The sequence below is a fragment of the Telluria sp. ZB4P36 genome (assembly GCF_059685865.1).
Window position 1 is genome coordinate 1 of record NZ_JCASIE010000008.1, and the last position, 21,000, is coordinate 21,000.

Annotated in this window: 14 protein-coding genes, 2 tRNA genes and 1 pseudogene; 5 read left to right on the top strand and 12 right to left on the bottom strand. The window is 65.2% G+C overall.

Annotated features, from left to right (window positions below; genetic code table 11):
- Positions 1–115: 115 nt before the first annotated feature.
- The 4 genes and pseudogenes from AC56LK_RS12500 to AC56LK_RS12515 all read right to left on the bottom strand — a co-directional run.
- Positions 116–220, bottom strand: a pseudogene (locus AC56LK_RS12500) (IS110 family transposase); the annotation flags it as partial.
- 245 nt (positions 221–465) lie between these two features.
- On the bottom strand, positions 466–2,268 hold the full coding sequence (locus AC56LK_RS12505) for a S8 family peptidase (protein ID WP_497184836.1): 1,803 nt from the start codon (positions 2,266–2,268) through the stop codon (positions 466–468).
- 354 nt (positions 2,269–2,622) lie between these two features.
- A complete protein-coding gene (locus AC56LK_RS12510; RefSeq protein WP_497184837.1) occupies positions 2,623–4,827 on the bottom strand; it encodes a TonB-dependent receptor in 2,205 nt (734 codons plus the stop codon).
- A gap of 172 nt (positions 4,828–4,999) precedes the next feature.
- Positions 5,000–6,271, bottom strand: a complete 1,272-nt coding sequence (locus tag AC56LK_RS12515; protein WP_497184838.1) for a glycerate kinase type-2 family protein — start codon at positions 6,269–6,271, stop codon at positions 5,000–5,002.
- A gap of 177 nt (positions 6,272–6,448) precedes the next feature.
- On the opposite strand from AC56LK_RS12515, the gene AC56LK_RS12520 reads away from it, so the two are divergent.
- Positions 6,449–6,524: transfer RNA gene (locus tag AC56LK_RS12520), tRNA-Val, on the top strand.
- Between the two features lie 41 nt (positions 6,525–6,565).
- Positions 6,566–6,642, top strand: a tRNA-Asp gene (locus AC56LK_RS12525).
- Positions 6,643–6,769: 127 nt separating this feature from the next.
- Here the strand turns inward: AC56LK_RS12525 and AC56LK_RS12530 are convergent.
- The gene (locus AC56LK_RS12530; RefSeq protein ID WP_497184839.1) at positions 6,770–7,924 is read right to left on the bottom strand and encodes a GGDEF domain-containing protein; all 1,155 of its coding nucleotides are present in this window, start codon (positions 7,922–7,924) and stop codon (positions 6,770–6,772) included.
- A gap of 253 nt (positions 7,925–8,177) precedes the next feature.
- On the opposite strand from AC56LK_RS12530, the gene AC56LK_RS12535 reads away from it, so the two are divergent.
- On the top strand, positions 8,178–8,663 hold the full coding sequence (locus AC56LK_RS12535; RefSeq protein WP_436103826.1) for a cyclic nucleotide-binding domain-containing protein: 486 nt from the start codon (positions 8,178–8,180) through the stop codon (positions 8,661–8,663).
- On the top strand, positions 8,660–9,823 hold the full coding sequence (locus AC56LK_RS12540) for an AI-2E family transporter (protein ID WP_497184840.1): 1,164 nt from the start codon (positions 8,660–8,662) through the stop codon (positions 9,821–9,823). Before AC56LK_RS12535 ends, AC56LK_RS12540 begins: the two co-directional genes overlap by 4 nt.
- A 1-nt stretch (position 9,824) precedes the next feature.
- Here the strand turns inward: AC56LK_RS12540 and AC56LK_RS12545 are convergent, their stop codons facing one another.
- The 5 genes from AC56LK_RS12545 to AC56LK_RS12565 all read right to left on the bottom strand — a co-directional run bounded on the left by AC56LK_RS12545 (position 9,825) and on the right by AC56LK_RS12565 (position 17,125).
- Positions 9,825–12,071 (bottom strand): YgiQ family radical SAM protein, encoded by a 2,247-nt coding sequence (locus AC56LK_RS12545; protein WP_497184841.1) that lies wholly within the window; start codon positions 12,069–12,071, stop codon positions 9,825–9,827.
- 102 nt (positions 12,072–12,173) lie between these two features.
- The gene (locus tag AC56LK_RS12550; RefSeq protein ID WP_497184842.1) at positions 12,174–12,476 is read right to left on the bottom strand and encodes a DUF4404 family protein; all 303 of its coding nucleotides are present in this window, start codon (positions 12,474–12,476) and stop codon (positions 12,174–12,176) included.
- A 10-nt stretch (positions 12,477–12,486) separates the two neighbouring features.
- Positions 12,487–12,699, bottom strand: coding sequence for a VF530 family protein (locus tag AC56LK_RS12555; RefSeq protein WP_027866485.1), 213 nt, complete (start codon positions 12,697–12,699; stop codon positions 12,487–12,489).
- 81 nt (positions 12,700–12,780) lie between these two features.
- Positions 12,781–14,907, bottom strand: a complete 2,127-nt coding sequence (locus AC56LK_RS12560; RefSeq protein ID WP_497184843.1) for a M3 family metallopeptidase — start codon at positions 14,905–14,907, stop codon at positions 12,781–12,783.
- 85 nt (positions 14,908–14,992) lie between these two features.
- The gene (locus AC56LK_RS12565; protein ID WP_497184844.1) at positions 14,993–17,125 is read right to left on the bottom strand and encodes a M3 family metallopeptidase; all 2,133 of its coding nucleotides are present in this window, start codon (positions 17,123–17,125) and stop codon (positions 14,993–14,995) included.
- A 171-nt stretch (positions 17,126–17,296) separates the two neighbouring features.
- Between AC56LK_RS12565 and AC56LK_RS12570 the strand changes: the two genes are divergently transcribed.
- Positions 17,297–18,604 carry an FAD-dependent oxidoreductase gene (locus AC56LK_RS12570; protein WP_497184845.1) on the top strand — a complete coding sequence of 436 codons (1,308 nt, stop codon included), beginning with the start codon at positions 17,297–17,299 and terminating at the stop codon, positions 18,602–18,604.
- Here AC56LK_RS12570 and AC56LK_RS12575 read toward each other — a convergent pair.
- Together AC56LK_RS12575 and AC56LK_RS12580 are read right to left on the bottom strand one after the other, a co-directional pair.
- A complete protein-coding gene (locus tag AC56LK_RS12575) occupies positions 18,579–18,782 on the bottom strand; it encodes a SlyX family protein (RefSeq protein ID WP_497184846.1) in 204 nt (67 codons plus the stop codon). The two genes, AC56LK_RS12570 and AC56LK_RS12575, sit on opposite strands and share 26 nt — an antisense overlap.
- A gap of 54 nt (positions 18,783–18,836) precedes the next feature.
- Positions 18,837–20,981, bottom strand: coding sequence for a DUF4214 domain-containing protein (locus AC56LK_RS12580; RefSeq protein ID WP_497184847.1), 2,145 nt, complete (start codon positions 20,979–20,981; stop codon positions 18,837–18,839).
- Between the last annotated feature and the right edge of the window lie 19 nt (positions 20,982–21,000).

Here is a 21,000-nt window from a genome sequence, read left to right on the forward strand (position 1 = left end):
CAGCTTCACGGCTTCTTCCTTGAGTTCCGGGGTGTACGTCTTCTTCAATGTCATCATAAAAGCTCCTGTTGGTGAACTTTACCAAACAAGAGTGTCCGAAAAAATCAGAGTACCTCACCGCAAGAATGCTCTGCTGGTCGACCGTATTGATCGGGACGAAGCGCATTGTTGGCTGACGGACTGCCTCGCAGACGGCCTCGGCATCAGCCGCGTCATGCCTTGCTCACCTATGCCGTGAACTTGGAATGCATCCTTTGCCAAGTCAATGCCAATTGTCGTAATCTTCATGATGACGCCCCCCTCGATGTCGTGGTCAGTTGACACTTCCACTTTGGCACATCGATGCCGTTTCGGGAGGGGGGTCCATCCCATTGCCAAAAAGAACGCGCGGCAAAAAGAACGCGCGGCAAGCCGCGCGTTCCGGATGAAGCCGGCGCAGGGGAGCGCGCCGCTTCGTCCTTTGACTTACCAGGTCATCTTCAGGGTGTACTTGCCGTTGGTCGCGCCGGTGCCGCCGCTGTAGTAGACCACGCGGACATAGCGGGTCGAGGTGGTGGTGCCGGTGTTGGCGGTGGCGTAGCTGTCGACCGCGCCTGCGCCGTTCTCGCTCTTGCCCAGCAGCGTGCCTGCGCTGTTGTACACGAACAGGTCATAGTCGGCAGTGCTCAGACCCGGGGTCAGGACCGAACTCAGCGTTTTGCCGGCCGGCAGATCGACACGGTAGTAATCGGTGTCGGTCGTGCTTGCCATGGTGCCGTTGACGGTGGTGCCACTGGTCGAGATCAGGCTGGCGGTGCCGGTCGTGTTGTTCGACTCGACTTCGGTGATGGTCGGGCCGGGCGGCGGGGTCGTGCCCAGCGCCGCATTCACCGCCGCGGTCGCGTCCACGATGCCGGTGCCGCAGCCCGAGCAGGTCGCCGGGAAGGCGCGCGCGCTCGACTTCAGCATGCTTTCGACATCGTCCACGGTCAGGGTCGACTTGGCGGCGAACATCAGCGCAGCCACGCCGGCCACGTGCGGGGTCGCCATCGAGGTGCCCTGGTAGCCGGCGTAGTTGTCGGCGCCCGGCGAGCTGGTGCCCGCGTTCAGGGTCGAGATCACGCTGAAGCTGCCGTCGCCGCCAGGCGCCGCCACGTCGACCAGGGTGCCGTAGTTCGAGTACGAAGCACGGCCGCCGGTCTTGCCGGTGGCTGCCACGGCGATCACGCCCGAGCAGTTCGCCGGGCTGGCGTTGCTGACGTTCATGTTGTCGTTACCGGCCGCCACGACGACGACCGAACCGCGCGAACGGGCGCCGTTGATCGCGGTCTGGGTGGTGGCGTCGCAGGCGCCGGTGCCGCCCAGCGACATGTTCAGCACCTTCGCCTTGTTGGCGTTGGCCGGCACGCCGCTCACGGTGCCGCCCGACGACCAGGTGATCGCATCGGCGATGTCCGAGGTGTAGCCGCCGCACTTGCCGAGCACGCGCACCGGTACGATCTTGGCGTTGTATGCGACACCGGCCACGCCCAGGCTGTTGTTGGTCTTGGCGGCAATCGTGCCGGCCACGTGGGTGCCGTGCCAGCTCGAGCCCGAGGCCGGCGAGCCGGTGCCGCATTCGCCCGCGGCCACCCAGTCACCCGGATCGCTCGCATCGCTGTCGCGGCCGTTGCCGTCGTTGCCAACGGTGGCGGTGCTGATGAAGTCATAGCCTGCCAGGTTCTGGCCGCTCATGTCGGCATGCGGACGATAGCCGGTGTCGATCACGGCCACGACCACGCCGCTGCCGGTCGACAGATCCCAGGCGGTCGGCAGGCGCAGGCCGCCGGTGGTGTCGGTGTAGTGCCACTGCTGGGCGTAGTAGGGGTCGTTCGCCGTCGCCATGTGGGTCATGATGCGGTCCGGCTCGGCGTATTCGATCTCCGGGTCGCGCGCCATCATTTCGGCGGCCAGCTTTTTCACCTCGTCGAGGTGCTTGCGGCCGTTCAGCTTGAACACGTGGGCGCCGGTCGAGATCGCATGGCTCTCGGCAACGGTCATGCCGAATTCCTGGCCTGCACGGTCCAGCTTGGCCTTGCGATCCGCCTTCAGGGCCACCTTGGCGGCCTTGGCCGCATCCTTGGCAGCGTCCTTGCCATCCGGCACTGCGTCCTTGTACTTCACAATGATACGGTCTGTCTCCACGATGAATTTCTGCTCGGCTGCGCCGGCCGAAGCCGCCACGAATACGAGCGAGATTGCAGCGCACATCTTCAACATTGCAGGATGAATCGAATGCGATTGCTTCATGTTTCTTCCTTATTAGTGTTTTCCGTCAAGCGAAATGACCCTCGCCTGTGTCATTGGTTTCCGGTCTTGCCGGCGCCGTCTGATTGCGGCGAAAAACAGCGTAATACGAAAGGAAGAGGTTGTGCGTGACAATCCGATACAATTTCGGTGTATTAACAACACTGTGACAATCAACTGTTGCAAAAACACGTTTTCTTCGGTGAAACGTTAATTTTGGCAAATAACGTATGCCACAATTGTGTTGATATATCTCAAAATGCTTTCTCTTTTGATAGGGTAAAGAAGCACATTTTGGCCGGGCTCAAGAACAAAAAAGGCCGCGCAAGCGCGGCCTCGTCATAGGATGGGGATAGGTCAGAAGTTGCCCTTGAACTGCACGCCCCACTGGCGCGGCTCGTTGGTGAAGCCGGTCAGGTTGTTGAAGTCGATGGCGCCGGTGATGCGGCGCTGGTCGAGCACGTTACGGCCGAAGGCTGCCACTTCGTATTTGCCGCCACCGAAGATGTAGCCCAGACGCACGCCGCCTTCCGTCAGCGGGCTACCTTCGAACTCGGTCGCTTCATACAGGAAGAAGTTGATCTTGCTGCGGTAGGACCAGTCGGTGAAGAAGTACAGCTCGCCGTCGCGGAACGGCACGCCGTAGCGGGCGGTCGCGTTGACGGTCCAGCGTGGCGCCTGCGGCAGCGGGTTGCCGTTGATGACGACGCGGCCGGCGGCGTTCACCGGATCGGTCACGGTGCACGAACCGCAACGGTTCACCGACAGGCTGGCGTCGCGGATCTGGGTGTAATTGTAGCTCGCGCCGGCGCTCACGCGCAGGGCGGTGCTGACGGCCGCTTCGAAGTCGAACTCGGCGCCCTTGCCCTTGGTGCGGTCGGCATTGATCAGGCGGTTGACGTTCGAATTGCCGCCCACCACGGTCAGCTGCTGGTCCTTGACGGTGTAGTCATACACCGAGAACGAGGTGCGGGCGCGGCGCTCGAACAGGTCGGCCTTCAGGCCCAGCTCGTAGGAAGTGATGGTTTCCGAATCGGCGACGGTGATCGGCACCGCGGCCGAGGCGGCCGCGATACTCGGGGCGCGGAAGCCGGTGGCCACGCGGCCGTAGACGTTCACGGTCGGGCTCAGCTTGTACGTTGCCGACAGGTCCCAGTTGAACTTGTCCTGGCTGGTGCTCACCGAACGCGGGCCGATCTGGGTGACGTTTTCGTTCACCAGGGTGCCGAATTCCTTCTCGTCCTTGGTGTAGCGCACGCCGCCGCGGACGGTCCAGTCCGGGCTGATGGTGTAGTTCACCGAGGCGAAGGCGGCCCAGGCGTCGTTCTTCTGGTTGCTGACCAGGCGCGAGGTGCGCGCGCCGGCGTTGTTGAAGTTGTCGCTGCCGCCGGTCGCGTCTTCGTCGAAGAAGTAGAGGCCGGTCTGCCAGTTCAGCGGGCCGGCATTCTGCGATTCGACGCGGAATTCCTGGGTGTACTGGTCGAGGTCGCTGATATAGCCGCCGGTCTGGACCTGGAAGGGGATGAAGCCCGGGCCGGCCGGGGTGCCGCCGTCGATGTCGCCGCGGCTGTAGTAGTCGCTGACGTGCTCGTAGCCGGTGATCGAGAACAGGCGCACGCTGCCGAGGTCCCAGCTCAGGCGCAGGTTGGCGCCGTTGGTCTTCAGGCGCTGCCAGTTGTCGGCGTTGGTGACGATGCTGTCGAGGTCGTAACCCGGGACGATCTTGTTCGACCCCTTCTGGATCAGGTTCGCGCGGAACAGGCGGGCGCTGCCGTTGGTGTTGCGCTGGTGCAGGTTCAGCAGGGCGTTGAAGCTGCTGTCCGGGCTGTACAGGAACTGGACGCGCTCGGCGTGCTCGTTGTAGCCGTCGAGTTCGTTACGCTTCTGGTTTTTCGCCACGTCGGCGAAGTTGTCGACGTAGTCGTCGCGGTGCTGGCCGACGGCCGACACGCGCATCGCCCACTTGTCGGACAGCGGCACGTTGACCGCGCCTTCGACGTTGGCGGTTTCGCGGCTCGCCAGCGACAGGTTGTAGTAGCCCTCGGTCTTGCCCAGCTTCGGACGCTCGGATTCGAACTTGACCACGCCGGCCGGGGTGTTGCGGCCGAACAGCGTGCCCTGCGGGCCGCGCAGCACTTCGACGCTGGCCAGGTCGAAGATCGGGAAGCCCTTCAGGATCGGGTTTTCCTGCACCACGTCGTCATACACCAGCGAGACCGGCTGCGAGGCGAAGGTATTGAAATCGGTGTTGCCGTAGCCGCGGATGTAGAAGCGCGGGAAGGTACGGCCATTGGAGGATTCGACGTTCAGGCTCGGCACCTTGCCGGCCAGCAGGCGGATGTCTTCGCCGCCGGAGATCAGGACGTCGAGCTTTTCGCCCTTGAGCGCGGTGACGGACACCGGTACTTCGCGGATGTTTTCGGTGCGGCGCTGCGCGGTCACGGTGACGGTCTGCAATTCCGGGGCCTGGCTGGCCGCGGTGGTCTGGGCCTGGACCGGCATGGCGGCGGTCAGTGCCAGTGCGGCCAGAACGCGCCTGTGCATCTTGGACATCTTCATCATGGAGTTTTTCCTGTGGATTGATAAAAGAACCGATGTCCCCGTTCTCTCTTGTCTTCGGCAGTGCATCTTGCGGATGTCTTAAGCTTGCCGGTTTGATAAAGCGCGTATTGTCAATGATGAATACGTGCAATAGCAAGGAGAAACGGAACGTTTGGCGCTTTTTGCAACCTTGTTACAACACATCCGTTTCGATGACGATGGCGCGGAAATCGTTGACATTGGTGCGAGTCGGGCCCGTGACCACCAGCTGGCCGAGCGCACCGAAGAAGCCGTAGCCGTCGTTGTCCAGCAGGCGCGCCCGCGCATCCAGGCCTTGCGCGCGTGCCCGCGCCAGCGTGCCCGGCGCCAGCCAGGCGCCGGCATTGTCCTCGGTGCCGTCGATGCCGTCGGTGTCGGCGGCGATCGCATGCACGCCCGGCAGGCCGTCGAGCGCGACGGCCAAAGCCAGCAGGAATTCGACGTTGCGCCCGCCCCTGCCCTGTCCCCGCACGGTGACGCTGGTTTCGCCGCCGGACAGGATGACGCAGGGCGCGGGCAAGGGCTGCCCATGCTGCAGGACCTGGCGCGCGATCCCGGCATGCACCAGCGCGACCTCGCGCGCCTCGCCTTCCATGCTCGAGGACAGGATCAGCGGCGCATAGCCGGCGGTGCGCGCGGCACTGGCCGCGGCATCGAGCGCTTGCTGGGCGGTGACGATGACATGGGTCTCGTTGCGCGCCAGGCGCGGGTCGCCCGGCAACGGCGCGGCCAGCTGTGGATCGGCCAGCAGCGCACGGACCTTGTCGGAAACGGCGATGCCGTATTTCTCGAGGATGGCGAGCGCGTCAAGGCCGGTGCTGCCGTCGGGGACGGTCGGCCCCGAGGCGACCACGGCCGGATCGTCGCCCGGCACGTCCGACACCACCAGCGTCACCACGCGCGCCGGATGGCAGGCCAGCGCCAGCCGCCCGCCCTTGATCGCCGACAGGTGGCGCCGCACGCGGTTCATCTCGCCGATCGGCGCGCCGCAGCGCAGCAGCTCGCGGTTCAGCGCGCGCTTTTCCTCGAAGCTGATGCCGGGCGCGGGCAGCGACATCAGGGCCGAGCCCCCGCCCGACACCAGGCACAGCACCAGGTCGTCCGGCCCCAGCCCCGCGGCCGCTTCCAGCATGCGCCGGGCCGCCGCTTCGCCGGCGGCGTCCGGCACCGGATGGCCGGCTTCGATCACCTCGATGTGGCGGGTCGGCGCGCCATGGCCGTAGCGCGTGACCACCAGGCCCGCCAAGGGCCCCTGCCAGTGGCGCTCCACCGCCTCGGCCATGCGCGCGGCCGCCTTGCCGGCGCCCAGCACCAGGGTCCGTCCCTTTGGCGGCGGCGGCAGGTGCGGCGCGATCAGGTGATAGGGATCGGCGGCGGCCATGGCGGCTTCGAACAGGTGCAGCAGCAGCGGGTGGGCGGTGAGCATGGTCGGTTCTCGTCTGGGGCAAGCCATGATCTTCACACAAAAGCGCCGCGACGGTGAAAACCGGGGTTTTCAATTTTTTTTCAAAAACCCTTGCACACCTCGAATTCCAACCTCTATAATTCGGGCCTCTTCGGACGCAATGACAAGCGTCAGACAGAAACCTCTGAATAGAAAGCCGGGCGCTTAGCTCAGTTGGTAGAGCGGATCCCTTACAAGGATTAGGTCGGGAGTTCGAGCCTCTCAGCGCCCACCACGCAATTCAGATGGTCGATCGAAGTAATGATCAGAGTAAACGGAGCGGTAGTTCAGTTGGTTAGAATACCGGCCTGTCACGCCGGGGGTCGCGGGTTCGAGCCCCGTCCGCTCCGCCAGTTATAAAGGAAAGGGTCCGAGAAGTCGGACCCTTTTTCTTTTCTATCAGAGCATTCGTCCCTGCGGAGTAATCCTCCCCAGTGGGGAGGATTACGGCGGGCCGCGAGCCCGGTCCGCTTTGAGATGTCAGGCTCTACGCTGCTGCGGTCTGCCAGCTTCGACCCGATCCCTCCCCCCACTCTTCGCCGCATACAGCGCATGATCCGCCCGCGCCAGCCCCATCCCCAGCGTCTCGTTCGGATCCAGCACCACCACCCCGATACTGACCGTCATCGTATACGGCGTGCCGCTGGTAATCACCATCGCCTCCCGCACCGCCTGCCGCAGCCGTTCCGCAGCATGCAAGGCCCCGCCCAAATCCGTCGCCGGCAACACCATCGCAAACTCTTCCCCGCCCAACCTTCCGACGGTCTCATGCGCACGCAGGGTCTCGCGCAAGATACGGGCGAACACGACCAGGGCTTCATCTCCCGTGGCATGTCCGAAGCGGTCGTTGATCTGCTTGAAATGGTCGATGTCCATCATCGCCAGTGCCAGCGGCTGGCGCTGACGCAGCGCGGCCTGGCGCGCCTGCTCGGCGCGCTCGAGGAAGGCGTGGCGGTTCGGCAGGCCGGTCAGGCTGTCGGTGGTGGCCAGGCGCGCCATTTCGGCATCGTCCTTCTCCTTGCATAGCAACAGGAAGCCGAAGCCGTTCACGATCATCAGGAGGTAGCCGGCCAGGTAGGCGTATTCCTGTGCGGTGCACTGCCCGGCCGGACCCACTTTGCCGAGGCAACCGACGGCCCACAGGACCACCGATACCGCGAACACGGCGTCATTGACGCCGATGATCCGCTGCAGCAGCGATGCACGGCGGCGCGGGCGCAACAGGATCGAGGCCATCGCCGCAGCGAACAGGGCAACCACGCCGGCCACCAGCGCGGTCAGGTGGCGCACCGGTGCGCCGGCGCTGCCGGCCGCCAGCACGACGGCCAGCGCCAGCGCCGACACCGGCACCAGGATGCGTTGCCAACGTTCGAAGCCGAAGAAGATGCAGTAAGCGGCCACCTCCAGCGAAATCGCGAGAATCCAGCTGGCGCCCTCGACGCCGTTCAGCGCCGGCATGTCCAGGTAGGGCCGGCTCCATCCGAGCAGCTGGCACAGGCCGATGCCGAAGCGTGCCCACATCCACAGGCGCAGCCCCGGACTGGGCGCGGCGCCATGGGTGTAGCCGGCCATGAGCACGGCGAATGCGATGTTGCCGACGCCAAGCGCCAATACAAAGGAAGGGATGTCGATCACGACGGTTCCCGGTGCTGAAGCGGCGATGCCAACACTACAATCATATTAAACGTACAATATATATTTCCGCAGAGAATTAATGTTACACGGTTTTATCGCCCGGGGCCGTACAATTGAACAGACAACAAACCAACATGAGCAAAGCGCAACACTTTTTACCGAGACACTTCCGAGACACAGTTTTTGATGCACAGCAGCACTTGATAGCGGATAATCATCCGACAACAACCTAACGCACCATTCCGGAGCAATCGTGATTTTCGGTTTCCTCAAGCCGCCCAAGATGTCGCCGCGCCTGCATCGCCTGAAGAACACCTCGCTGTTCTCGACGCTGACGCCCCTGGAACTGAAAATCGTCGACGGCCTGCTGCACGAGCGCCGCTACCTGACCGACGAAATCGTCTTCGACGAAGGCGAAGAAGGCCAGGCCCTGTACCTGATCATGAGCGGCCGGGTAGTGATCAACAAGCTCCACCAGGGCAGCAACCAGGTCGTGGCCGAGCTCGAGCCGGGCAGCTTTTTCGGCGACCTCGCCCTGCTCGACAATTCGCCGCGCAATGCCCAGGCGCGCGCCGTCGAGCCCTGCGAGATGGCGGTGTTCTTCCGCGCCGACTTCCTGGGGCTGCTCGAAACCGACGCCGTGATCGGCTACAAGATCTCGCTGGCGCTGGCACGCCACATCGGCCTGCGCCTGCGCGAATGGATGGGCACCGGCCGTCCCCAGCTGGAAGCCCTATGAACAGCAGCGAGCGCGCCGGTCCGGTGGTCTGGACCGGGATCATCGCCGCCACCTGCGTGCTGCTGCTGGTCGTGCAGCAGATGCTGTGGCTGGCCCTGCCCTTCCTCTTCGGCGGGGTGCTGCATTACATCCTGGTCGGGCCGATGCAGCGCCTGGTGCGCGCCGGCCATAGCCGCAATGCCGCGGCGATGCTGGTCTGCCTGCTGTTCTTCGCCTTCCTCACGCTGGCCCTGACCGCCGCCTTCTCGTGGAGCCGCGGGCCGGAAGAAGATTCCTGGGAAAAGACGGTCGGCCTCTACCTCGACGGCGGGATCGCCTTCGTGCACAACACCATGACCCTGCTGGAGAAGAAGTTCCCGCTGCTGGCCGAGATGCACCTGACCTCGACCGTCAACGCGATCTTCCGCACCCACACCGACAACTTCGCCGAGAAGCACTTGGGCGAGATCCTGGTGGCGCTGGCGACCTGGGTGCCCTCGCTGCTGCTGGCGCCCTTCCTCACCTTCTTCTTCCTGCGCGACGGCCTGCGTTTCAAGAAATTCCTGGCGCGCGCAGTGCCGAACGCCTACTTTGAGCGCGCCTTGTACCTGCTGCACGAAGTCGACCAGACCGCGCGCCGCTATTTCGACGGCCTGCTCAAGCTGACCGTGCTCGATACCGCGGTGCTGGCGCTGGGCCTGTGGACCATCGGCGTCTCGTCGCCGCTGCTGCTCGGCCTGATGTCGGCGGTGCTGGCCTGGGTCCCCTTCGTGGGCTCGGTGGTCGGCTGCGTGCTGGTGGTGATCGTGGCCTCGACCGATGCGCCCAGCAATCCCTTCATCGCCTACGGCGCGATCGGCGTGTTCGTGCTGGTGCGCCTGCTGGACGACTTCGTGTTCATGCCGCTGACCCTGGGGCGCAGCATCCGCGTGCATCCGCTGGTGACGGTACTGATGATCTTCATCGGCGGCGCGCTGGCCGGCGTGGTCGGGCTGATGCTGGTGCTGCCGCTGCTGGGCGTGGTGATGGTGGTGGGCGAGACCCTGGGCCGGCTGGTGACCAATCCGCGCCTGCGCGCGCGGCACCGCTATGCGCGCGCGCTGCGCACGCGCCAGGCCAGCGTGGACCTGGACATCGCGCGCGAACGGCGCGGGGCGCCGACGCCGAACGCCGGATTATGAATTAACGCTTTGGCTTGCTCTTGATGGTCGACAGGATCGACGGCTTGACCTTCGACGGCGGCGCCACGAAGGGCGTCGACGCAGGCTTGCGCTCGCCGCCACGTGCGGCACGCTTCGGCGCCACCTCGATCGTGCGGCCCTTCGGTACGCCACCCGGCACGCGCCGGTCTTCGCGCACCATCGTGGCGCCCTCGTCGGTCGCCGGCACCAGGTGGCGCTCGCCGTTGCCGATCAGGTCAGCGCGGCCCATGCGGCGCAGGCCCTTGCGGATGACCGGCCAGTTCTCCGGATCGTAGTAGCGCAGGAAGGCCTTGTGCAGCTTGCGCGTCTTGCCGCTCTTCGCGGTCTCGACGACTTCCGAATCCTCGGTCACCTTCGCCAGCGGGTTCTTGCCCGAGTGGTACATGGTGGTCGCCATCGCCATCGGCGTCGGCGTGAAGGTCTGCACCTGGTCGAGCTTGAAGTTGTTCTTCTTCAGCCACAGGGCCAAATTCAGCATGTCCTCGTCGGTCGAACCCGGGTGGGCTGCGATGAAGTAGGGGATCAGGTACTGCTTCTTGCCGGCCTCGATCGAGTACTTGTCGAACAGGCGCTTGAACTCGTCGTAGGCGCCGATACCCGGCTTCATCATCTTCGACAAGGTGCCCTGCTCGGTGTGCTCCGGCGCGATCTTCAGCAGGCCGCCCACGTGGTGGGTGACGAGTTCCTTCACGTACTCGGGCGAGCGCACCGCCAGGTCGTAGCGCAGGCCGGAACCGATCAGGATCTTCTTGATCCCAGGGATGGCGCGAGCCTTGCGGTACAAAGAGATTAATTTGCTGTGGTCGGTGCCCAGGTTGCTGCAGATCGTTGGGTACACGCAGGAGAGGCGGCGGCAGGATTCCTCGATCTTCTTGTCCTTGCAGGCCAGGCGGTACATATTGGCCGTCGGGCCGCCCAGGTCGGTGATGGTGCCGGCGAAGTTCTTGGTGGTGTCGCGGATCAGTTCGATCTCGCGCAGGATCGAGGGTTCCGAGCGGCTCTGGATGATGCGGCCTTCGTGCTCGGTGATCGAGCAGAAGGTGCAGCCGCCGAAACAGCCGCGCATGATGTTGACCGAATAGCGGATCATTTCCCAGGCCGGGATATGGGCCTTGCCGTAGCTCGGGTGCGGGGCGCGCGCGTACGGCAGGTCGTAGACGTTGTCCATTTCGTCCATGGCCAGCGGCAGCGGCGGCGCGTTCAGCCAGACGTCGCGGTCGCCGTGCTGCTGCACGAGGGCGCGCGCATTGCCCGGGTTCGACTCGAGGTGGAACACGCGCGAGGCGTGCGCGTACATCACCGGGTCGGTGCTGACGGTCTCGAAGGACGGCAGGCGCACCACGGTTTTTCTCGCCTTTTCGCGGGCGGCGGCCTGGCGTTCTTCGCGCGTCATGATCACCACCGGCTTTACTACCGGTTCCGGCTGCGCGTTCTCGGTGGCGCAGGCGGTGGTGTCTTCCTGCGCCATCGCGTAGGGGCTCGGATGCGGGTCGACGCGGCCCGGCACGTCGACACGGGTCGAGTTGTGCACGCTCCACTCTTCGTCGGGCAGCCAGCCGTGCGGCACCAGGAAGGCGGTGCCGCGCAGGTCGCGGATGTTCTTGATGCTCTCGCCGGCGGCGATGCGGCGCGTCACGTCCACCAGGGCGCGTTCGGCATTACCGAAGATGAGCAGGTCGGCCTTCGATTCGAACAGCACCGAGCGGCGCACCTTGTCCGACCAGTAGTCGTAGTGGGCGATGCGGCGCAGCGAGGCTTCGATGCTGCCGGCGATGACCGGCACGCCCGGGAAGGCTTCGCGGGCGCGCTGGCAGTAGACGGTGACGGCGCGGTCCGGACGCTTGTTCGGCTCGGCGTTCGGGGTGTAGGCGTCGTCGGAACGGATCTTGCGGTCGGCCGTATAGCGGTTGACCATCGAGTCCATGTTGCCGGCGGTAATGCCCCAGTAGAGGTTCGGCTTGCCGAGCGCACGGAAAGGCTCGACCGAGGTCCAGTCCGGCTGGCTGATGATGCCGACGCGGTAGCCCTGTGCTTCCAGCAGGCGGCCGACCAGCGCCATCCCGAAGCTCGGATGGTCGATGTAGGCGTCGCCGGTGACCAGGATGATGTCGCACGAATCCCACCCGAGCTTGTCCATTTCGGCACGGGACATCGGGAGGAAAGGCGCGGCGACAGCGCGGCTGGAGCGCTTCGGCACGCTCGCAAAGAGATTTACTGGGGAGTTCATTGGCCGGTATTGTACCGGAAAACCGTTTTCGGGTCGCCCCATCGACCCAAAAATGGCTTACTTATCAATGACTTGCTGCACGGCAGTAGGCTCAGCTAGTCCTTAGATTCCCATGTTGGACAGCATATTGCCGAGCTGGCGCAGGCCGGCCGAGACGGTCGGGTGCTTCGCATTGAAGCGGGCCGCCAGCTCCTGGGTACGCGAAGACAGGCCATAGGTGTTCAGGTCGAGCTCGCTCTCGGCCTGGCGCGCCAGGGCCCGGTCGATGTCGCCGTCGAGCTGGCGCAGCAGGGTTTCCAGTTCGGGATCGACGTTGTCGGTTTCCTGCAACTGGCGGTGCAGGGCTTTCAGGTGCGCTTTCAGGCTGGTATTGCGCTCATTCAGGTTCTCGTTCTCGTTCAGCATGTCGCTCTCGCTAGTTGGTGAAGCGGGTCTCGAGGTACAGCGCCTCGACCTGCTCGCGCGCCCATGGGGTGCGACGCAAAAACTTCAGGCTCGACTTGATGCTCGGGTCTTTCTGGAAACAATTAATGTCGATCCGGCGGCCGAGGCCTTCCCAGCCGTAATGCTCGACGAGGCGGGTTAACAGGGATTCTAAGGTAATACCGTGGAGAGACTGAACACTCATCGCTTGCTGCCATAGGCCATAAAAAAAGGAGAACCATGCCGCCGGCATGGTTCCCCTGATTTTACGCGATGACGCGGCGGATTATTCGCCCGTCAGCCCACGGCGTTCCAGCAGCGGACGCACCTGCGCATCGCGCCCGCTGAAGTTGCGGTACATCTTCATCGCGTCGATGGTGCCGCCGCGCGACAGCAGGGTCTTGCGGAAGTGGTCGCCGTTCTTGCGAGTCAGGCCGCCGTTTTCCTTGAACCAGTTGACGGTGTCCGCGTCCAGCTTCTCGGCCCACAGGTAGCCGTAGTAGCCGGCCGAGTAGCCGCCCGCGAAGGTATGCGAGAAATAGGTGGTGCGGTAGCGCGGCGGCACCAGGGCGAAGTCCACGCCCGCCTTCTTCAGCGCGTCCCCCTCGAAGGCCAGCACATCTAGCGGGATCTCCTTCGGCGACAGCTGGTGCCAGGCCTGGTCGAGCAGGGAAGCCGCCAGGTACTCGGTGGTGCGGAAGCCTTCGTTGAATTGCTGCGAGGCCTGCACCTTGTCCAGCAGTTCCTTCGGCATCGGCGCGCCGGTCTGGTAGTGCTTCGCATAGTTGGCCAGCACTTCCGGCCAGGTCATCCACATCTCGTTCACCTGCGACGGGAACTCGACGTAGTCGCGCGGCACGCGCGAGCCGGAGAAGCGCGGGTACTTCACATCCGAGAACATGCCGTGCAGCGCATGGCCGAACTCGTGGAAGGTGGTGCGCACTTCGTCGTAGGTCAACAGGGTCGGTTCGCCGGCCGCCGGCTTGGCGATGTTCAGGTTGTTGGCGATGACCGGCTTGGTTCCCATCAGTTTGCTCTGCGGGACCCAGGCATTGGCCCACGCGCCGCCGCGCTTGGTGGAGCGTGCGTAGGGGTCGAAGGTGAAGATCGCCAGCTGCTTGCCGTCGTGGTCGAAGACGTCGAACACGCGCACGTCCGGGTCGTAGGTCGGCAGGTCCTTGCGCTCCTTGAAGCTGATGCCGAATTCCTTGTTCGCGGCGAAGAACACGCCGTCGACCAGCACGCGGTTCAGTTCAAAATACGGCTTCAACTGGTTGCCGTCGAAGGCGTACTTGGCGGCGCGTACCTTGTCGCTGTAGAAGGCCCAGTCGTGGGCGGCGGCCTGGAAGCCGCCTTTCTCCTGGTCGATCACCTTCTGGATCTCGACCGCTTCCTTGCGCGCGTTGTTCACGGCCGGCTTGGCGAAGTCGGCCAGCAGTTGGTTAACGGCATTGGTATTCTTGGCGGTCTGGTCTTCCAGGTTATAGGCCGCGTGGTTCGGGTAGCCCAGCAGCACGGCGCGCTCGGCGCGCAGCTTGGCGAGCTTCAGCACGACCTCGCGGTTGTCGTAGTCGCCGCCGCGCGAGCCGCGCGCCAGCGAGGCCGCCAGCAGCTTTTCGCGGGTGGCGCGGTTGGTCAGTACCGACAGGCCGGCCTGCTGGGTGGTGTTCACGACCGGGATCACGAACTTGCCGTCCAGGCCGCGCTTCTTGCCCTCCGCGGCGGCGGCGTCGATCGCCTTGTCGGACATGCCGGCCAGTTCGGCGCGGCTGTCGACCACCAGGGCCGAGGCATTGGCTTCCTTCAGCACGTTCTGGGCGAACTGGGTGGACAGCGCGGCCAGCTGGCCGTTCATCTCCTTCATCTTCTGCTTGTCGGCGTCGGACAGCTTGGCGCCGGCGCGTACGAAGTCGGTGTGGTAGCGCTCGATCAGGTACTTCGACTCGGCGTCCAGGCCCAGCTTGTTGCGCTTGTCGTACAGCGACTTGATGCGCGCGTACAGCTTCGGGTTCAGGCGGATCGCGTCATTGTGGGCCGACAGCTTCGGCGCCAGGTCCTTGGCGAGGGCGATCAGGGTGTCGTTGGTATAGGAACCGGTCAGGGTGCCGAAGGCGGCGCCGACGCGGTTCATGAGCTGGCCCGAGCGCTCCATCGCCACGATGGTGTTCTCGAAAGTAGCGGCGGCCTTGTTGTTGGCGATCGCTTCCATCTCGAGCGTTTCCTGGCGCATCGCTTCGGCGAAGGCGGGGGCGAAATGCTCGTTCTTGATCTTGTCCCAGGCCGGGTACTGGAACGGCAGGGTGCTCGGCTTGGCGAAGGGGTTCGAGGCTTCGAGCATCGACGCGGGGGCGGCATAGGCCAGGGTGGAAGCCGCGGTGGCAGCGGCGACCAGCAGGACGTGTGGACGAATCATATTGTCTCTTCTATCTAGGTACTGCGAACGACACGCCGCCCCCGCCCCGCCGCTCGTGGCAGCGGGAAGATGCGGCGTAAGGGGATTAGTTGCCAGTCAAGCCACGGCGCTCCAGCAGCGGCTCGATGACCGGGTCGCGGCCGCGGAAGCTGCGGAACAGGTCCATCGCATCGGCGCTGCCGCCGCGCGACAGCAGGGTCTTGCGGAAGTGGTCGCCGTTCTTGCGCGACAGCCCGCCGCTCTGGGTGAACCACTGCACCGTGTCGGCGTCGAGCTTCTCGCTCCACAGGTAGGCGTAGTAGCCGGCCGAGTAGCCGCCGTTCATCGAGTGCGAGAAATAGGTCGTGCGGTAGCGCGGCGGCACCGGGGCGAAGTCGACGCCGGCTTCCTTCAGCGCCCTGGCTTCGAAGGCCAGCACGTCGCTCGGGATCTCGCTCGGCTTGAGCTGGTGCCAGCGCTGGTCGAGCAGCGAGGCGGCCAGGTACTCGGTGGTCATGTAGCCCTGGTTGAACTTCTTGGAAGCGACCACCTTGTCCAGCAGTTCCTTCGGCATCGGCGCGCCGGTCTGGTGGTGCTTGGCGTAATTCGCCAGCACTTCCGGCCAGATCGCCCACATTTCGTTGACCTGCGACGGGTACTCGACGAAGTCACGCGGCACGTTGGTGCCCGAGAAGTGCGGGTACTTCACGTTCGAGAACATGCCGTGCAGCGCGTGGCCGAACTCATGGAACATCGTGCGCACTTCGTCGTAGGTCAGCAGGGTTGGCTCACCCTTCGGCGGCTTCGGGATGTTCTGGTGGTTGCCGACCACCGGGCGCTTGTCCAGCAGCTGCGACTGCGACACGTATTCGTTCATCCAGGCGCCGCCCTGCTTGTTGCCGCGGGCGTAGGGGTCGAACAGGAAGATCGCCAGCTGCTTGCCGTCGTGGTCGAACACGTCGAACACGCGCACGTCCGGATCGTAGACCGGCAGGTCCTTGCGCTCCTTGAAGGTGATGCCGTATTCCTTGGTGGCGGCGAAGAACACGCCATCCACCAGCACGCGGTTCAGCTCGAAGTAAGGGCGCAGCTGGTTCTCGTCGAAGTTGTACTTCGCGGCGCGCACCTTGTCCTGGTAGATCGGCCAGTCGTAGCTGGCGACCTGGAAGCCGCCCTTCTCCTTGTCGATCACCTTCTGGATCTCGGCCGCTTCCTTGCGTGCGTTGTTCACCGCCGGCTTGGCCAGTTCGGCCAGCAGCTTGTTCACGGCAGCCGGGTTCTTGGCAGTCTCGAGTTCCTGCGAGTAGGCCGCATAGTTCGGGTAGCCCAGCAGCGCGGCGCGTTCGGCGCGCAATTTGGCCAGCTTGAGCACCAGCTCGCGCGAATCGAACTGGCCGCCGCGGCTGCCGCGGTTCAGCGACGCGGCCATCAGGCGCTCGCGGGTGGTGCGGTTGGTGAGGCTGGACAGCGCCGGCTGGCTGCTGGTGTTGACGATGGCGATCGCGTACTTGCCCTTCAGGCCGCGCTTCTCGGCCTCGGCGGCGGCTGCATTGATCTCGGCATCCGAGAAGCCGGCCAATTCTTCGCGGGTGTCCACGACCAGGGCCGAGGCATTGGCTTCCTTCAGCACGCGCTGCGAGAAGTCGGACTGCAGCGAGGCGATTTCGGCGTTGTACTTCTTGAGCTTGTTCTTGTTGGCGGCGGACAGGTTGGCGCCCGCGCGCACGAATTCCTTGTACACGCGCTCGAGCAGGTGCTTCGATTCGGCGTCCAGCCCCAGGGTGGCGCGCTTGTCGTGCAGGGTCTTCACGCGCTGGAACAGGGCCGGGTTCAGGTAGATCGCGTCGTTGTGGGCCGCCAGTTTCGGCGACATCTCGCGGTCGACCGCGTCCAGCACGTCGTTGGTGTTGGCGGTCTGCAGGTTGGAGAACACCGCGGCCACGCGCGACAGCATCTGGCCGGCGCGCTCCATGGCGACGATGGTGTTGTCGAAGGCCGGCGCCGCCTTGCTGGTGGCGATCGCGTCGATCTCGCGCAGGTGCTCGGCCATGCCGGCGGCGTAGGCCGGCAGGAAGTGCTCGTTCTTGATCTTGTCGAAAGCCGGGTAGTTCAGCGGCAGGCTGCTGGGCTGGGCGAACGGATTGGCGGCATCGAGGGAAGCTGCGGAAGGTGCGGCGACTGCGGCCGCATGCGATAACGCGAGGCTGGCGGCAACGATGAACAGGTGTGGTCGGTTCATGGGATCTTTCGGACGCTGGAGAAGGAGCTGCCGGGCGTGCTCGACAGCCGTTGCGCGAAGATCATAGCAACTAATACGCATGCCGTCACAACAAAAACGGTATGTATCAGGCATGTATCTCCATGTATCAGCCTTGTTTCAAAAGCGCGTGCTAGCATCCGCCTTCACACCATGGATACTTCTACCGCATCCTCCTTCGACGCCATCGTCGTCGGCACCGGCCCCGGCGGCGCCAGCACGGCGCGCGAACTGGCGCGCGCGGGCGCCCGCGTCCTCGTCCTCGAGCAGGGCAGCGCCGCGCCCCTGCGCGGCACGCTCGGCCAGATGGCCACGATGGCGCTGCCCGGCCGCGGCGCCTGGCTGCACCGCGACGCCTCGCTGCTGGTCGCCGGCACCGGACTGGGCGGCAGCTCGGCGCTGAACTTCGCCACCGCCGCCCCGCCCCCGCCTGCCATGTTCGCGGCCCACGGCATCGACCTGGCGCCCTTCCTCGCCGCGCTGAGCGAGGAACTGCCGCTGGCGCCCCTGCCCGACAGCCTGGTCGGCCCGATGGCCACGCGCATCATGCTTGCTGCGCGCGCCGCCGGCCTCAAATGGGAAAAGCTCGACAAGATGATCCGTCCCCAGGCCTGCCGCAGCGGCTGCTGGCGCTGCGTGTACGGCTGCCCCTACGGCGCCAAGTGGAGCGCGCGCGATTTCGTCGACCAGGCTTGCGCCCACGGCGCCGTGCTGCTGGACCGCAGCCGGGTGCGGCGCGTGCTGATGGAAAACGGCCGCGCGGCCGGCGTGGCATTCCGGCGCGACGGCGCCGACCGCGAGGCACGGGCGCCGCTGGTGGTGCTGGCGGGCGGCGGCATCGGCAGCCCGCGCCTGCTGCATGCCTCCGGCCTGGGCCCGCGCCTTGCGCCCTTCTTCAGCGACCCGGTGGTGGCGGTGATGGGCAGCGTCGAGGACCTCGACGGCGGCGCCGAGGTGCCGATGGCGGCCGGCGCCAGCTTCCACCAGGAGGGGATTTCCCTGGCCGACCTGACTTTGCCGGCGCCGATGTACGCGGCCTTCGCGCTGCAGGCCGGCCGCGTCGACCGCCTCGCGGCGCACCGGCGCACGCTGAGCCTGATGGTGAAGATCCGCGACGACATCGGCGGCGCGGTCGGCCCGCGCTGGGTGGACAAGCGCCTGAGCCCGGGCGACCGGGGGCGTCTTGAAAAAGGGATCGGGATGGCGCGCACGATCCTGGAACAGGCGGGCGCGAAACAGCTGTTCACGACCCACCATTTTGCCGCGCATCCGGGCGGCAGCGTGCGTATCGGCGAAGGCGTGGACAGCGAGCTGCGCGCCGCGCCGGGACTCTATGTGTGCGATGCCTCGGTGATTCCGCAGCCCTGGGGATTGCCGCCTACGCTGACCCTGCTGTGCCTGGGCAAGCGGCTCGGCGCGATGCTGGCGAACGCCGTCAGTAGTGAGGCGGTTTCTCGTTGACCGGACCCTGGCGGGTGGATTGCAGGGTACGGACGTGGTCCACCAGCGAGGCGACCATGGCTTCGAGCTGGTCGATGCGGCGGCCCTGGCGGTAGATGGTCTCGTTCAGGCTCTCGACCAGGTCTTCCTGGTGCGCGAGCTTGATCTCGATGTCGATGAAACGGTCTTCCTGGCTCATGCTCAAACTCCGCGCGCAAAGCCGGCATTATGCCAGCTAAGCGCGCGGCTGCCCTTAGGCCAGCGGGTACTCGATGCCGTTGTTGATGAGGCCAATCACCTGCGCCTGGTTTTCCGGGCTCTCCGAGAAGAAGGCCAGTACGTCGGCGCGCGAGACCTGCTTCAGGCCGTTGACCCAGTAGTCGAAGCCCGCGCCTTCGGCCGGACGGTGCAGCACGTGGGCGTACAGCTTGCTGACGAAATACGTATCCGACGGATTGGTCGCATACAGGGCCTGGGCTTCCTTATCGGCCAGGAACATCTGCGAGATCTGGGTCAGCGTGAAGTTACCGGTGTCGAGGGCCTTGATCCAGTAGGCCAGGCCGCCCTTGTCCGGCTCGCGGTCGAAGGCGGCGCGGTACAGGCGGTAGACTTCGCCGGCGGAGCCGTCGATGTCGAGCGCCACCATGGTGTCGCCGAACTGGATGCGCTCGACGTTGACCAGGTTGTCGGCGCCCAGCGCGCCGCTCTTGTCGGTCACGCTCACGCCGTAGATGCCGCGCTCGACCGTGAAGCCGGCGCGCGCGCCGCTGTACACGACGGTGTCGAGGCCGGCCCCGCCGTCGATGGCATTGTTGCCTGCGCCCGGGGTGAAGCGGTTGGCCAGGCTGTTACCGGTCTCGTTGAGCGCGCTGTTGACGGTGTACTGCATGCGGGTCGCCGCACTGGTGGCATTGTCGGCGATGTCGACCGACACCGCCGCCACTTCATAGGCGCCGTTCGGCAGCGCCACCGAATCGATCTTCCAGGTGCCGTCGGTCTTGGCCACGGTGCGGCCGATCTCGGTGGCGTCGCTGATGCGGATCAGCTGGATCGTGGTGCCGGCTTCGGCGGTGCCGCTGAACACCGGCTGGTTGGCGCCGGCAGCCAGCACCACGTTCGAGGTCGGCACGACCGGCGCGGTGGCGTCGACGTGGAAGCTGACCGCGGCGCTGAACTCCGAGATGTTGCCGCCGGCATCGGTCGCGGTGGCGCGCACCGAACGGTTCAGGCCATTGTCGAAGGCACTGGTGACGACGCTGAACAGGCCGTTGGCGTCGGCGCGGGTCTCGGCCACCAGGCGCTCGCCGTCATAGATGCGCACGGTGGAATTCGCTTCGGCCGAGCCGGTGACGAGCGGCTTGCTGCCGGCGGTGTAGCCGGCGGCGTTCTTCGACACCGCCAGGGTCGGCGCCGACGGCGGCGTGATGTCGGACAGCAGCTGGGAACGCTGGAGGATCCCGTCGTTGAACTTGATCTGCTCGATGCCGGACATGGTGACGGTACCGGCCGCAGACACGGCGACCAGCTGGCCACTGGCGTTCTCGCTGAAGCTGACGTCCTTGCGCAGGGCCGAGAAGGCGACCGTGTCGTTGCCGGCGCCGCCCTGGATGAGGTCGTTGCCGCCCAGGCCGGCGAACATGTCGTCGGCAGCCGTGCCGTTCAGGAGGTCGGCGCCGGACGTGCCGGTGAAGTAGCGTCCGCCGCCGGTCGAGTTGATGCCGAGCTTGCCGCCCAGGCCGTCGCCGCCGTACAGCCAGTTCAGGGCGGCGATGTCGTAAGGGCTGAAGGCCGTGTACGGTCCGCCCGAGTCGGTATAGGACATCAGCGTATAGGCCGTATTGTCCTGGCCGGCGGGCAGGTGAACGCTTTCCTCGAACGGATGCTTCAGGCCGAGTGCATGGCCCAGCTCGTGCAGCAGGGTCTGGTAGCCGGAGGTGCCTTGCGCGAGGTTGAAATTGTCGGCGCGCCACTCGGCGTTGTCGAGATAGACGTAGGCGTTCGGCTTGTAGTCGACCAGGACATTTCCCGCACCATAGGAATAGGGACTTTGCCAGCTGCACAGTCCGGTCGTGGTGGCGCCGTCGAGGTTGAGGTTCGCGAGGTGGATCTGGGCACTGGTGCCGGTCGTGGTCTCGACGAAATTGATGCCGGTGACCTCACGCAGGTAATTGAACGCAACGCGCGCCGCGGCCTGCTGGGACAGGGTAAATGCCTCCTGCCCGGTGACGGCCACGCCGGTATCCGGATTCACCTCGTTGCCCGAGCTGATCGAGAACGTGTAGTAAATCGTATTGCCGCCCGTGGTCACGAAGTTCCAGTCGGGGCCGATGTCGAGCAGTGCGTCGATGTGGTTCAGCCCGGACAGGGGCGTATTTTCTAAATCGGAAACGGTTGCCATTGCGCGCTAACAGTAAAAA

What these genes read in the sequence shown, in the direction of transcription:
- AC56LK_RS12505 (WP_497184836.1), bottom strand. Translation starts at nt 2,268, where the DNA reads ATGAAGCAATCGCATTCGATTCATCCTGCAATGTTGAAGATGTGCGCT.
- AC56LK_RS12510 (WP_497184837.1), bottom strand. Translation starts at nt 4,827, where the DNA reads ATGATGAAGATGTCCAAGATGCACAGGCGCGTTCTGGCCGCACTGGCA.
- AC56LK_RS12515 (WP_497184838.1), bottom strand. Translation starts at nt 6,271, where the DNA reads ATGCTCACCGCCCACCCGCTGCTGCTGCACCTGTTCGAAGCCGCCATG.
- AC56LK_RS12540 (WP_497184840.1), top strand. Translation starts at nt 8,660, where the DNA reads ATGAACAGCAGCGAGCGCGCCGGTCCGGTGGTCTGGACCGGGATCATC.
- AC56LK_RS12545 (WP_497184841.1), bottom strand. Translation starts at nt 12,071, where the DNA reads ATGAACTCCCCAGTAAATCTCTTTGCGAGCGTGCCGAAGCGCTCCAGC.
- AC56LK_RS12550 (WP_497184842.1), bottom strand. Translation starts at nt 12,476, where the DNA reads ATGCTGAACGAGAACGAGAACCTGAATGAGCGCAATACCAGCCTGAAA.
- AC56LK_RS12555 (WP_027866485.1), bottom strand. Translation starts at nt 12,699, where the DNA reads ATGAGTGTTCAGTCTCTCCACGGTATTACCTTAGAATCCCTGTTAACC.
- AC56LK_RS12560 (WP_497184843.1), bottom strand. Translation starts at nt 14,907, where the DNA reads ATGATTCGTCCACACGTCCTGCTGGTCGCCGCTGCCACCGCGGCTTCC.
- AC56LK_RS12565 (WP_497184844.1), bottom strand. Translation starts at nt 17,125, where the DNA reads ATGAACCGACCACACCTGTTCATCGTTGCCGCCAGCCTCGCGTTATCG.
- AC56LK_RS12570 (WP_497184845.1), top strand. Translation starts at nt 17,297, where the DNA reads ATGGATACTTCTACCGCATCCTCCTTCGACGCCATCGTCGTCGGCACC.
- AC56LK_RS12575 (WP_497184846.1), bottom strand. Translation starts at nt 18,782, where the DNA reads ATGAGCCAGGAAGACCGTTTCATCGACATCGAGATCAAGCTCGCGCAC.
- AC56LK_RS12580 (WP_497184847.1), bottom strand. Translation starts at nt 20,981, where the DNA reads ATGGCAACCGTTTCCGATTTAGAAAATACGCCCCTGTCCGGGCTGAAC.